Origin of the sequence: Streptomyces acidiscabies (assembly GCF_020010905.1) — a bacterium.
In the GTDB taxonomy this organism is placed as follows: Bacteria; Actinomycetota; Actinomycetes; order Streptomycetales; family Streptomycetaceae; genus Streptomyces; species Streptomyces acidiscabies.
This window is the reverse complement of the sequence record NZ_JAGJBY010000001.1, coordinates 3,186,388-3,197,845: the sequence shown is the minus strand read 5'-3', so window position 1 is coordinate 3,197,845 and position 11,458 is coordinate 3,186,388. Positions and strand designations below refer to the sequence as shown.

Here is an 11,458-nt window from a genome sequence, read left to right as displayed (position 1 = left end):
GCCATGGATCTTGGACTGAAGGACCGGGTGTACGTCGTCACCGGGGCCACGCGCGGACTCGGCAACGCGGTCGCGCGCGAGCTGCTGGCGGACGGGGCGAAGGTGGTCGTCTCCGGGCGGGACGAGGAGCGGGTCGCGGAGGCGGCGCGCGGGCTGGGCGAGGGTGCGGTGGGGGTCGCCGTCGACAACGCGGACGCGCGGGCGCCTGAGCGGCTCATCGCCCGTGCGCGCGAGGCGTTCGGCGGGTTCGACGGGGTGCTCATCAGCGTGGGTGGGCCGCCGCCCGGGTTCGTCGCCGACAACACGGACGAGCAGTGGGAGGCCGCGTTCCAGTCCGTCTTCCTCGGTGCGGTACGGCTCGCGCGGGCGGCTGCCGCCGAGCTGGACGAGGGGGGTGTGATCGGGTTCGTGCTGTCGGGGTCCGTGCACGAGCCGATCCCCGGGCTGACGATCTCCAACGGGCTGCGGCCCGGTCTTGCCGGGTTCGCGAAGTCGTTGGCGGACGAGTTGGGGCCTCGGGGGATTCGGGTCGTGGGGTTGTTGCCGGCTCGGATCGATACGGATCGTGTGCGCGAGCTGGACGGGTTGTCGGCGGATCCGGAGGCTACTCGGGTTGCGAACGAGGCGCGGATTCCGTTGCGGCGGTATGGGCGGCCGGAGGAGTTCGGGCGGACAGGAGCGTTTCTGCTGTCACCGGCCGCCTCGTACCTGACGGGGATCATGGTCCCGGTGGACGGCGGGATGCGTCACGGATTCTGACCCGTCAGCTGACCCGTTCCGCCTTGTGCTTCATCGCCCTCATCCGTACCTCCGCCGGTAGCGCCTTCAGCGCCGCCGAGTCCCTCGCGCGCGCCAGGGAGTGCGTGATGAAGTTCCTCAGCGCCTCCCCCGGAGACGCGTGCGGTTCCACCCTCAGGTGGACCTGCGTTTCCGGGGCGTCGCGGCGGCCCGTCAGGTGTACGCGCGCGTGAGAGACGCCGTCCAGGTGGGCCGTCTCCGTGGCCAGGACGTTCTCCAGCGCGCTGCCCCTGAGGATCGCCGATTCGCCGTCGCCGGTGTTGATCAGGACCTCGCCCAGGCGGCGGCGTCGGAGGTTCGCCGTCAGCCACCACAGGGCCAGCAGGACGATCAGGGCGAGGCCCCCGATGACCGTCGGCCACCACCAGCCCTCGTCGCGCCAGCGGGTGCGCTGGGAGGCCGTCAGGAGGGCGTCGTGGCGGTCGCCGTGGAGCCACCAGGTGGGCAGGTCCGCGCCCAGCCCGATCGCGAGGACCGAGCCGCCGAGGGCGAGCAGGGCCAGCCCGGCGAGGCCGAGCAGGACACGGTTGACGGTGCGGAGCATCGGGGGTCACCCCTTCTTCGCGGGCCGGCGGACATGGATCGACAGCGCCGGAGGGTGGGCCAGTCCGAGGCCGTCCAGCGCCGCCGTGAGCGTGGCCTCCAGATCCGCGCGTACCTCGTCGAGGTCGCGGAAGTGGGACACCGTACGGACGTCGATACGGCGCCGTCCCATCCGTACGTGGACGGACTGGACGCCGGACACCTCCATCGCCCGGTCCCGCAGGACGAGCGCGGCGGCGTCGCGGTGCAGGCCCGCGCGTACGTCGGGGTGGGTCGGGCGCATCGGCAGGACGTCGCGGTGGCCCGGGGTCACCGCGAGCAGCAGGGCCAGCAGCCCGAGGGCGACGGCGACGCCCGCGCCGGTGCGGACCCAGGTGTCGTCCAGGGGGCGCGCGGCGAGTTGGTGGGCGAGTTCGCGGCGCCAGCGCATGGCCGGGTGACCGGCGCGGACGGCGGCGATGTCGTACAGGAAGACACCGGCCACGGCGAGGACGAGGACGGCCGTCAGGGCGGCCGGTGCCCGGCGGGCGGACCAGAAGCGGCGTACGCCTGCCGCCGCTTCCGGCTCCGGTTCCTTGTCCAGGATCACCGGCAGCCGCTGGGTCGTGCCTTCGCTGCCCTGGGGTTCGCTCATCGCGTCCTCCCCTGTGCCTCGCCGGGGACCACCGTCGGGTGGAGCCGTTCGATCGTGACGGTGACGTCCGGCACGTCCATTCCCACCAACGCGCGTACCCGCTCGACCACGTTTCGACGCACCGCGCGGCAACGTGCTCCGATATCGGTGGGGTAGTCGAGTTCGAGGACCACGCGTACGCGCGCGTGGTCGTGCGAGACAACCACCATGGCGTGCGGGGGCGCCGCGCCGGGCGGGAGGGGGCCGAGGGCCTCGCGGGCCGCCTGGGAGGCGATCTTCGCGACCACCCGGTCGGCGATCCGCGTCGCCCCGCGCTCCCCCGCCGCGACGGTGGACGTCATCGGCGCCGGTCGTCGCGCGAGCGCAGGAAGTCGCCGATCTCCAGGTCCCCTTCGAGGAACCGGCCGACGACGAACCCGATGGCGCCGAGGGCGGCCACCAGGAGGAACGCGCCGAACCCGCCGAAGTACCCGGCGAAGCCCAGCGCCATGCCGGCGATCATGCCGATCACGGCCCTGCTCATATGTCGTCCCTTCGCGTCACTGGATCCGGGGTTCCGGCTCGTCGTCCTCTTCATCGGGCAGCTTGACGTCGCTGACGGCGATGTTGACCTCGACGACCTCAAGGCCGGTCATCCGCTCGACGGCGGCGATCACGTTCTCGCGGACGGCCCGCGCGACATCCGCGATGGAGACGCCGTAGTCGACGACGATCTCCAGGTCCAGCGCGGTCTGCACCTCGCCGACCTCGGCCTTCACGCCGCGCGAGACGGACTTGGAGCTGCCGGGGACGCGGTCGCGCACGGCGCCGAAGGTGCGGCTGAGCCCGCTGCCCATGGCGTGCACACCGACGACGTCCCGCGCGGCGAGCCCCGCGATCTTCTCCACGACGCCGTCGGCGATCGTCGTCCGTCCCCTGGTCGCGGGGTCGCCACCCCCGCGTTTCACGGTCTTGCGCACCGTCTGATCGGTCTCGGCGGCGGAGTTCTGTGTGGTGTCGGTCATGATCCGTACGTCCCTTCCGGCCGGTGTCCTTCGACCAAACCAACCGTAAGCGCGGTTGCCCCATAGCGCCCCGGGGATGCGGCAGGCTGGTGGAATGACTGCGGAGCAGCACTGGCGTCAGACGGTCCGGCAGCAGCTCGGACTCGGCAGGTTCCTTCCCCTCGGCGGTCCTCGGGACGGCTGCTGGATCGCGGAGAGCGTCGCGGAGACGGTCCTCGCGCGGGCGGTGGCGGGCAACGTGGAGGGCGCGCGTCTCGGCCCCCTGCGGCTGACGCTCGCCGACCCCGAGAACGCGCACACCCCCGCCGTACCGCCGCCCCCGACGGCCCTCCCGCCGGGCCCCCTGAAGATGACCGCGGAGTTCTCCGCCCGGCCGACGGAGCCGTTGCCGAACTCGGCCGCCCGTCTGCGGGCCGCCCTCGCGGCGGCGTCGGCGGAGCGCCTCGGCCTCGTCGTCACGGAGATCGACCTGCGGGTGACGGGCCTGGTCCTCCCGGAGGACCCCCCGGACGAGCCGGAGCCGCTCCGGCCGTGGCGGGGGACCGTGCCGGACGCACTGGCCGGGGTGCCGGGGGTGCTGGGCGGCACCGTGCGCCTGGAGGAGCGGGCCGGGACGAACGCGCTCCCGCGCACGCACGCGCGCGTGGAGATCGCCGTACGCGCGGACCTGCGGACGCTGGACGTGGCGCGAGAGGCCCGCACGGCGGCGCAGCGGGTGCCGGGGAGCCCGACGGCGGCGGTGCTGGTGGTCGCCGTGGGGTGAGCCGCTGCCGGCACCGGTTCGTCGTACGCCCCCCGGCCCCCGCCCTTACTCCCCCAGCCCCGCCAAGTCCCTGAGACGGCGGGCCTGCGCTGCGCGTTCCGCTGCGCGCTGGTCGTCGTACGTACGGCCAGCCGCGCCCTGGAGGAGTGCCTTCGTCTCCACGACGGCGTCCCGGGGGGCCGCGAGGAGGGCCGTCGTGAGGTCCTTGACGGCCGTGTCCAGGTCCGCGGCGGGGACGGCCGTGTTGGCCAGGCCGATGCGGACGGCCTCCTCGGCGTGGACGTAGCGGCCCGTCAGGCAGATTTCTGCCGCGCGGCCGTAGCCCACCAGGGAGACCAGCGGGTGCGTGCCCGTGAGGTCGGGGACCAGGCCCAGGCTGGTCTCGCGCATCGCGAACTGCACGTCGTCGGCGACGACGCGCAGGTCACAGGCGAGCGCGAGCTGGAAGCCCGCGCCGATGGCATGGCCCTGGACGGCGGCGACGGACACGACGTCGCTGCGCCGCCACCAGGTGAAGCCCTCCTGGAACTCGGCGATGGCGGCGTCGAGTTCGGCGTCGCCACGGCGTGCGAGATCCACGAAGGACGGTTCGCCCTCGATGCCCTCGGGCGTGAACATCTGCCGGTCGAGTCCGGCGGAGAAGGACCTGCCCTCACCGCGCAGCACGACGACACGGACAGAGCCCGGCAGTGACCGCCCGGCCTCGGCGAGCGCCCGCCACATCGCGGGGCTCTGCGCATTGCGCTTGGCCGGGTTGGTCAGCGTCACCGTCGCGAGCGCGTCCTCGACGGTGAGCCGTACGCCGTCCTTGTCCAGTGCCGGTGCGAGCGAAGCCATGGGGCGCCTCCGATGGGTGCGGTCACCTGAGTACAGCTAAGTGACTGCACAGTAACCACCCGGTCGATCTGTGCGCCGACCGGGTGGCCACCATCGAGGAACGATGGGCCGCCCGACGTCAGGACGTGGCGGCCTTCTTGCCCCTCGTCGCGCCGCCACGCCCACGGAGCGTGACGCCCGACTCGCTGAGCATCCGGTGGACGAAGCCATACGAGCGGCCGGTCTCTTCGGCCAGCGCTCGGATACTCGCACCGGAGTCGTACTTTTTCTTCAGGTCTGCCGCGAGCTTGTCGCGCGCGGCGCCGGTCACCCGGCTGCCCTTCTTCAGAGTCTCGGCCACCCGTGCCTCCTCATGGGAAGTGCGCTCTGGTCCCCTCATGATCACCCCTCCCGGCGATCCTGGCCACCCATTCGGCAAGGTCCGTGGGTGAGGGTTTTGACGACAGGAGCACGTCTCCACAAACGGAAGATGACATTCCGAACGGCCGTGTCCGCCCCGTCGAACGCCACTTTGCGTGAACACGCAGGTCAGAGAGACACGAAGGCCGACCCCCTGTCGATGGTTGTCGACAAAGGGGCCGGCCGGGAAAAGCGGAACGGACACACCTCGATACGAGGAGATCTCACACAGATGATGGATCACCGGTAGGCCGAATGATCCATACTCAGTGGATCATCCATTCGATCAGGCCAGGGCGACCAGATCCGCGTAGTCCGCGCCCCACAGGTCCTCGACGCCGTCGGGCAGCAGGATGATCCGCTCGGGCTGGAGCGCCTCCACCGCGCCCTCGTCGTGGGTGACGAGGACGACGGCGCCCTTGTAGGTGCGCAGCGCGCCGAGGATCTCCTCGCGGGAGGCCGGGTCGAGGTTGTTGGTGGGCTCGTCGAGCAGCAGGACGTTCGCCGAGGAGACGACGAGGGTCGCGAGCGCGAGCCGGGTCTTCTCGCCGCCGGACAGGACGCCCGCGGGCTTGTCGACGTCGTCCCCGGAGAACAGGAACGAGCCGAGCGTCTTGCGGACCTCCACGAGGTCGAGGTCGGGCGCGGAGGAGCGCATGTTCTCCAGGACCGTGCGCTCCGGGTCGAGCGTCTCGTGCTCCTGCGCGTAGTAGCCGAGCTTGAGGCCGTGACCGGGCCGGACCTCGCCCGTGTCGGGTGTCTCGACGCCGCCGAGGAGGCGCAGCAGGGTCGTCTTGCCCGCGCCGTTGAGGCCGAGGATGACGACGCGGGAGCCCTTGTCGATGGCGAGGTCGACGTCCGTGAAGATCTCCAGGGAGCCGTACGACTTCGACAGGCCCTCCGCCATCAGCGGGGTCTTGCCGCAGGGCGCCGGTTCCGGGAAGCGGAGCTTGGCGACCTTGTCGGAGACGCGGACCGCGTCCAGGCCCGCGAGGAGCCGGTCGGCGCGCTTGGCCATGTTCTGCGCGGCGACCGTCTTGGTGGCCTTGGCGCGCATCTTGTCGGCCTGCGAGTGCAGGGCGGCGGCCTTCTTCTCGGCGTTCTGCCGCTCGCGCTTGCGGCGCTTCTCGTCGGCCTCGCGCTGCTGCTGGTAGAGCTTCCAGCCCATGTTGTAGACGTCGATCTGGGCGCGGTTGGCGTCCAGGTAGAACACCTTGTTGACGACCGTCTCGACCAGGTCCACGTCGTGGGAGATGACGATGAAGCCGCCCCGGTAGGTCTTCAGGTAGTCCCGCAGCCAGATGATCGAGTCGGCGTCGAGGTGGTTCGTGGGCTCGTCGAGCAGGAGCGTGTCCGCGTCGGAGAACAGGATGCGGGCCAGCTCCACGCGGCGGCGCTGACCGCCGGAGAGCGTGTGCAGGGGCTGGCCGAGCACGCGGTCGGGGAGGTTCAGCGCGGCGGCGATCGTCGCGGCCTCCGCCTCGGCGGCGTACCCGCCCTTGGTGAGGAACTCGGTCTCCTGGCGCTCGTACTGCCTGAGCGCCTTCTCACGGGTGGCGCCGCTGCCGTTCGCGATGCGCTGTTCGTTGTCGCGCATCTTGCGGATCAGTACGTCGAGCCCGCGCGCGGAGAGGATGCGGTCGCTGGCGAGGACGTCGAGGTCGCCGGTGCGGGGGTCCTGGGGGAGGTAGCCGACCTCGCCGGAGCGGGCGACCTGGCCCGCGGCGGGCTGGCCCTCGCCGGCCAGGACCTTCGTCAGGGTCGTCTTGCCGGCGCCGTTGCGGCCGACGAGGCCGATGCGGTCGCCCTTGGCGACGCGGAAGGTGGCGCTCTCGATGAGGATGCGGGCGCCTGCGCGCAGTTCGATACCGGAGGCGGAGATCACGGACAGACTCCAAGGCGTGTTCGGGTGACTGGACGAGGGTGTGCGGACGATCCCGTCGTCTAATGCGCGAGGAGAATGGCCATGAGGCCAGTCTAACGGGGGCCCGCAAGGAGTTTCGCTGCCGCGGGCGCTGGGCCGTCCGGGTGAGCTGCGGGGGCGGGGGCGCCGATCGCGCGGCACGCTGGGCGCATGCAGTTCGACGACGACGCGCCGCTGGACACCTCCGAGGTGCAGGACGTGCGCGGGAGCCGGATCCCGGGCGGGCGGGCCACCGTGGGCGGCGGGATCGCCGGGGTGATCGCGCTCCTGCTGGCGCTGTTCCTCGGCGTCGGCCCCGACCAGCTCGGGCTCTCCTCGGGGAGCGACGAGCCGACCACATCCGCCTCCTCGCTGGCCCAGGTGCAGCAGACCTGCCGGACCGGGCGGGACGCGAACACGAAGGACGACTGCCGGATCGTGGCCGTCGTCAACAGCGTGCAGGACTACTGGAGCCAGGAGTTCCGGCGGCGCGGCGGGACGTACACGCCGTCGTCGACGGTCCTGTTCAGCGGGCGCGTCAACACGGCGTGCGGCGCCGCGACGGCTGCCGTCGGGCCGTTCTACTGCCCCGGCGACCGCAAGGTCTACCTCGACCTCGGCTTCTTCGACGAGCTGCGCACGAAGTTCGGGGCGAGCGGCGGGTCCTTCGCGCAGGCGTACGTCGTCGCGCACGAGTACGGCCACCACGTCCAGGACCTCCTGGGCACCCTCAAGCGCGCGCAGGACGGCCGTACCGGCGCGAACAGCAACGCGGTGCGGGTGGAACTCCAGGCCGACTGCTACGGCGGTGTCTGGGCGCGGCACGCCACCACCACGAACGACCCGGCGACCGGGCGGCCCCTGCTGACGAACCTCGACGACGCCGACATCCGCGACGGCCTCGACGCGGCGGCCTCCGTCGGGGACGACCGGATCCAGGAGCGGTTCCAGGGGCGGGTCACGCCGGAGTCGTGGACGCACGGGTCGGCGGCGCAGCGGCAGCAGTGGTTCGACACCGGGTTCCGCAGCGGTGACATGGAGCGGTGCGACACCTTCCGGTGAGCCGGTCCGGCCGGCTGTTGCGGGGTTTCCAGGGCCGTTGTCAGTGGCGGGTGCCAGACTGGGCGACAGGTGATTTTCCGGCAGGAATCCCCAGGGATCGGTCAGGGAGTGGTCGGCATGGCGGGAGCGGCGAGCGGGCGTCCGAGCATCTGCCCGACGGTGCTGTACGGCGACGCGAAGGCGGCGATCCGGCAGCTCACGGAGGCCTTCGGCTTCACGGAGCTGACGGTGTACGAGGGCGAGGGCGGGGTGATCCTCCACGCCGAGCTGGTGTACGGGAACGGGGTCGTGATGCTCGGCTCCAAGGGGCGGGGCGGAGTCTTCGACACGGTGATGAAGGGGGCCGGGCCGACGGGGACGTACGTCGTCGTGGACGACGTGGACGCGCATCACCGGCGGGCGGTGGAGCAGGGCGCGGAGATCCTGATGCCGCCGACGGACCAGGACTACGGGGCGCGGGACTACATGGCGCGGGACCTGGAGGGGAACGTGTGGTCGTTCGGGACGTACGCGCCGGAGGTCAGGGGGTGAGATGAAGAGGCTGTGGGGGATGCCGGGGGCGGTGGGGCGCCCCCTGCGAGGTGGTCAGCTGCCTCCGGTGTGGACCTGGAAGGCCGCTCTGCGGACGGCCTTCGCGAGGGCCGGGTCCGGGTGGGCGGCGGCGAGGGCCACGAGGACCTGGACGGTGCGGGGGTGGCCGACCGCGCGGACCTCGTTCAGGAGCGCGGGGACGGTCGGCTGGAGCGCCGATTCGAGGTGGCGGACCAGCATCGGGGCCTCGCCGTGGTCGGCGACGGCGGCGGCCGTGTCCACCCACAGCCAGGTCGCCTCCTCGCGCGTGAGGACCTCGTGCGCGTCCTCCGGGTCGACGCCGTCGTGCTCCGCGAGCCACAGCAGGGCGTACGGGCGCAGGGCGGGTTCGTCGACGACCGCGCGGACGTCCGGCTCGGCCGGGGCGCCGACGACGCGCAGCGCCTCGAAGGCCAGGCCCCGCAGGAGGGCGTCCTCGCCGCGCGCCGCGACCAGGAGTTCCGTGACCGCGCTGCCGACCGTGCGGGCCGCGAGCCAGGCGCGGTACTCGGAGCGGGCCGCGTTCGGGCGGAGTTGGGCGCAGCCTCGGAGCATGTCCTCGGCGGCCTGCTCGATGTTCCCGGCGGGGCTCTGCGCGGCCACGCAGATCTGCTCCAGCTTGACCCAGGTCGCCCAGCTGCCCAGGGGGGTGAGGGTCGGCTGCCCGGCACCGCCGGTGAGCGCGCCTACGGTGGCCAGCGCGTGGAGGGCCCAGTCGAGGAGGGGGGCGAGTTCGACGGGGGTGGGACCGGCGGCTGTGGTGAGGCCGGCGGCTCCCGTGGGCGTGGCGAGTTCCGTGCCGGTCTCCGTCGTCGTCCCGGTGAACCCCTCGTCCCCGTCCGCCCCCGCGGCGTACGGGATCTCGCAGCGTTCCGTGCGGAGTTCGGTGACGCGTTGGGCGAGGAGGTCGAGGAGCTGTTCGACGGGGACCGGCCCGGCGGAGAGCTGGAGGAAGGAGAGGACCTGCGGCATCGCCGAGACGACCTCGGCGACCGTGGCGGGTTCCTCGTCGGGGGGTTCGGGGACCGCGAGGGACCAGGCGTCGAAGAGGGCCACCCAGCCGCGGAGCACCGCGCTGTCGTCGCGGTTCCAGGCGCGCAGCCGCCAGCCGGGGCGCGCGCTCGCGCCGTGCACCTCGATGAGGCCGGCGAGCCTCGCGGTGTCCCAGTCGGCGCGGACCTGGTCGACGCTCAGGCCGAGGTCGCTCGCCGCGCGCCGCGCGGTCGCCTCGGAGAGGGTCGCCCTGCCGTCGATGGTCGCGGCGTCCTTGCCGGGGCCGAGGGCGTTGTCCGCCCAGCGGGCCACGCGGGCGGCGGCGGCCAGGCCCGAGCGAGCCATTCTGGCCAGTTCCGCCGGGGCCGGTGTGCCTTCCGGGGGGCGGGGCGCGGCGCGGCGCGGGCGCCGCTGGTTCACAGCTGAGGGGGCGGCGGCCAGGGGTCGCGGGCGGACGAGTCGAAGCCTGGAGTCGCGCGGGATACGGGACGTCACGGGTGCAGTCTTCCGGTTGACGGTCCGAAAACCCAAACGGAATGTCACGGGGGGCTACGGGACTGGCCAACGCACGGGGTGCGGAGAGGGGACGGAGAGGGTGCTCGGGACGGGGACGGGACCAAGCGGAACCCCCGCTACCGGGGCGGGCGGATGTGCCGGGACTCACACCGGCGGGGCTCGGGTTCGGCCGGCTCCTCCTCGGCGCCGTTCACATCAGCGGCGTCAAGAACCTCCGCAGGGTCTCCTCGTACGCCGCCGGGTCCGCGTTCCACATCGCGCCGTGCGGGGCGTCGCGGACCTCGTGGAGGGTCGTGAGCGCGGGCGCCCGCGCGGCGAGGCGGCGGGAGAGGTCCCAGGGGGCGACCGTGTCGCCGGGGCCGTGGACGATCAGCGTGGGGACGCCGGGGAGCGTGACGTCGTCCGGGGGCTCCGCCCCGTTGCCGAGGCGGCCCAGCGCCGCGCGGACCGCCAGCGGGAGCAGGGCGCCCGGGGTGCGGCGGGCGGCGGCGAGCGAGCGCAGGGCCGTCTGCCAGTCGAGGAGCGGGGAGTCGAGGACCAGGCCGGAGACCCGGTCGGCGAGGCCGGAGCGGGTGGCCGCGCGCAGGGCCATCGCCGCGCCGGTCGACCAGCCGTACAGGATCACGCGGTCGGCGCCGTGCGCGAGGGCGTAGCGGATCGCCGCGTCGACGTCCCGCCACTCCGTCGTACCGAGGTGGTTGAGGCCGTCCGGCGGGCGCGGCGCGCCCTCGTCGCCCCGGTAGGCGGGGACCAGGGTCGGGAAGCGGCGGCGGTGCAGGAACCCCAGGACGTTCAGGGCGTGTTCGCGGCCCGCGCCGAGGCCGTGCACGGCGATCACCCAGGTGCGGCGCGCGCCGGGCACGAACCAGGCGGGCAGCGTGCCGAGTTCGCCGGGGACACGGACGTCCGTGTGGGTCAGGCCGAGGGCCGTCGTCGGGTCGCCGACGTGCAGGGCCGGGGTGAGGCGTACGGCCGTGCCGGGGCTGAGCGTGCCGTACGAGACGCGTTCCAGGCGGCGGACGACCGCGTCGGCGTCGTGCGGGGCGTTCGGCAGGACCGGGCCGATCACCGCGTGGACGTCCGCGCCGGTGATGCCGTACGTGCCGGGTCTGAGGGCGGCGAGGTCGCGGGTGAGCGTGATCTGGCCGGCGGCGGTGGCATGGACCGTGAGCTTGGGTTCGGTCGGCAGGGGCCGGCCCGGCGGCGCCTTCAGCGCCGTGTCGCTCGCCATCCGGCCCGCGGCGACGCTCGCCGCGCCGGCGGCCACTACTGCGGAGACGGCGACGGCCGTCGCTTTGACTGGGCGCACGGGTCCAGTGTCCGGGTGGTTCGCGGGGGCGGCCAGTGGTGCGGGGCCGGACCGGGGGCTCGGCGGGGCTTTCGTACGGCCGCTGGGGGCGTGTGTTCGGCCGGTCCCCCGCCGACGGCGTGCCCCC

At 73.2% G+C, this 11,458-nt stretch carries 14 protein-coding genes; 4 read left to right on the top strand and 10 right to left on the bottom strand.

Translation table 11 applies throughout. The annotated features are described in order from the left end of the window. The first annotated feature begins 3 nt into the window (after nucleotides 1–3). Complete coding sequence (locus J8M50_RS14885) at nucleotides 4–759, top strand: SDR family oxidoreductase (RefSeq protein ID WP_010355608.1); 756 nt, start codon at nucleotides 4–6, stop codon at nucleotides 757–759. A 4-nt stretch (nucleotides 760–763) separates the two neighbouring features. Here the strand turns inward: J8M50_RS14885 and amaP are convergent, their stop codons facing one another. From amaP to J8M50_RS14860, 5 genes are read right to left on the bottom strand one after another with little or no spacing between them, the layout of a single operon-like run. Next, on the bottom strand, nucleotides 764–1,342 hold the full coding sequence (amaP, locus tag J8M50_RS14880; protein ID WP_010355606.1) for an alkaline shock response membrane anchor protein AmaP: 579 nt from the start codon (nucleotides 1,340–1,342) through the stop codon (nucleotides 764–766). Between the two features lie 6 nt (nucleotides 1,343–1,348). Beyond that, nucleotides 1,349–1,975 carry a DUF6286 domain-containing protein gene (locus J8M50_RS14875; RefSeq protein ID WP_010355605.1) on the bottom strand — a complete coding sequence of 209 codons (627 nt, stop codon included), beginning with the start codon at nucleotides 1,973–1,975 and terminating at the stop codon, nucleotides 1,349–1,351. Further along, a complete protein-coding gene (locus tag J8M50_RS14870; RefSeq protein WP_010355604.1) occupies nucleotides 1,972–2,316 on the bottom strand; it encodes a hypothetical protein in 345 nt (114 codons plus the stop codon). The genes J8M50_RS14875 and J8M50_RS14870 overlap by 4 nt, the downstream gene beginning before the upstream one ends. After that, nucleotides 2,313–2,498, bottom strand: a complete 186-nt coding sequence (locus tag J8M50_RS14865; RefSeq protein WP_029184122.1) for a hypothetical protein — start codon at nucleotides 2,496–2,498, stop codon at nucleotides 2,313–2,315. The genes J8M50_RS14870 and J8M50_RS14865 overlap by 4 nt, the downstream gene beginning before the upstream one ends. Before the next feature lie 16 nt (nucleotides 2,499–2,514). Next, entirely contained in the window at nucleotides 2,515–2,979 is a 465-nt protein-coding gene (locus J8M50_RS14860) for an Asp23/Gls24 family envelope stress response protein (RefSeq protein ID WP_010355602.1), read from the bottom strand. Nucleotides 2,980–3,073: 94 nt separating this feature from the next. Between J8M50_RS14860 and J8M50_RS14855 the strand changes: the two genes are divergently transcribed. Continuing rightward, entirely contained in the window at nucleotides 3,074–3,742 is a 669-nt protein-coding gene (locus J8M50_RS14855; protein WP_010355601.1) for a hypothetical protein, read from the top strand. Nucleotides 3,743–3,787: 45 nt separating this feature from the next. Here the strand turns inward: J8M50_RS14855 and J8M50_RS14850 are convergent, their stop codons facing one another. The 3 genes from J8M50_RS14850 to J8M50_RS14840 all read right to left on the bottom strand — a co-directional run bounded on the left by J8M50_RS14850 (nucleotide 3,788) and on the right by J8M50_RS14840 (nucleotide 6,863). Continuing rightward, nucleotides 3,788–4,579, bottom strand: a complete 792-nt coding sequence (locus J8M50_RS14850) for an enoyl-CoA hydratase/isomerase family protein (RefSeq protein ID WP_010355599.1) — start codon at nucleotides 4,577–4,579, stop codon at nucleotides 3,788–3,790. 118 nt (nucleotides 4,580–4,697) lie between these two features. Continuing rightward, nucleotides 4,698–4,919 carry a helix-turn-helix domain-containing protein gene (locus tag J8M50_RS14845; protein WP_010355597.1) on the bottom strand — a complete coding sequence of 74 codons (222 nt, stop codon included), beginning with the start codon at nucleotides 4,917–4,919 and terminating at the stop codon, nucleotides 4,698–4,700. A 345-nt stretch (nucleotides 4,920–5,264) separates the two neighbouring features. Continuing rightward, complete coding sequence (locus J8M50_RS14840; RefSeq protein WP_010355596.1) at nucleotides 5,265–6,863, bottom strand: ABC-F family ATP-binding cassette domain-containing protein; 1,599 nt, start codon at nucleotides 6,861–6,863, stop codon at nucleotides 5,265–5,267. 189 nt (nucleotides 6,864–7,052) lie between these two features. Between J8M50_RS14840 and ypfJ the strand changes: the two genes are divergently transcribed. Together ypfJ and J8M50_RS14830 are read left to right on the top strand one after the other, a co-directional pair. After that, nucleotides 7,053–7,943: a KPN_02809 family neutral zinc metallopeptidase gene (gene ypfJ / locus J8M50_RS14835; RefSeq protein WP_010355595.1), complete on the top strand. Its 891-nt coding sequence runs from the start codon at nucleotides 7,053–7,055 to the stop codon at nucleotides 7,941–7,943. Between the two features lie 117 nt (nucleotides 7,944–8,060). After that, nucleotides 8,061–8,474 carry a VOC family protein gene (locus J8M50_RS14830; RefSeq protein ID WP_040837098.1) on the top strand — a complete coding sequence of 138 codons (414 nt, stop codon included), beginning with the start codon at nucleotides 8,061–8,063 and terminating at the stop codon, nucleotides 8,472–8,474. 54 nt (nucleotides 8,475–8,528) lie between these two features. Here J8M50_RS14830 and J8M50_RS14825 read toward each other — a convergent pair whose 3' ends face one another. Together J8M50_RS14825 and J8M50_RS14820 are read right to left on the bottom strand one after the other, a co-directional pair. Further along, a complete protein-coding gene (locus J8M50_RS14825) occupies nucleotides 8,529–10,001 on the bottom strand; it encodes a hypothetical protein (RefSeq protein WP_167545697.1) in 1,473 nt (490 codons plus the stop codon). A 211-nt stretch (nucleotides 10,002–10,212) separates the two neighbouring features. Further along, complete coding sequence (locus tag J8M50_RS14820) at nucleotides 10,213–11,331, bottom strand: alpha/beta hydrolase (RefSeq protein ID WP_029184121.1); 1,119 nt, start codon at nucleotides 11,329–11,331, stop codon at nucleotides 10,213–10,215. Between the last annotated feature and the right edge of the window lie 127 nt (nucleotides 11,332–11,458).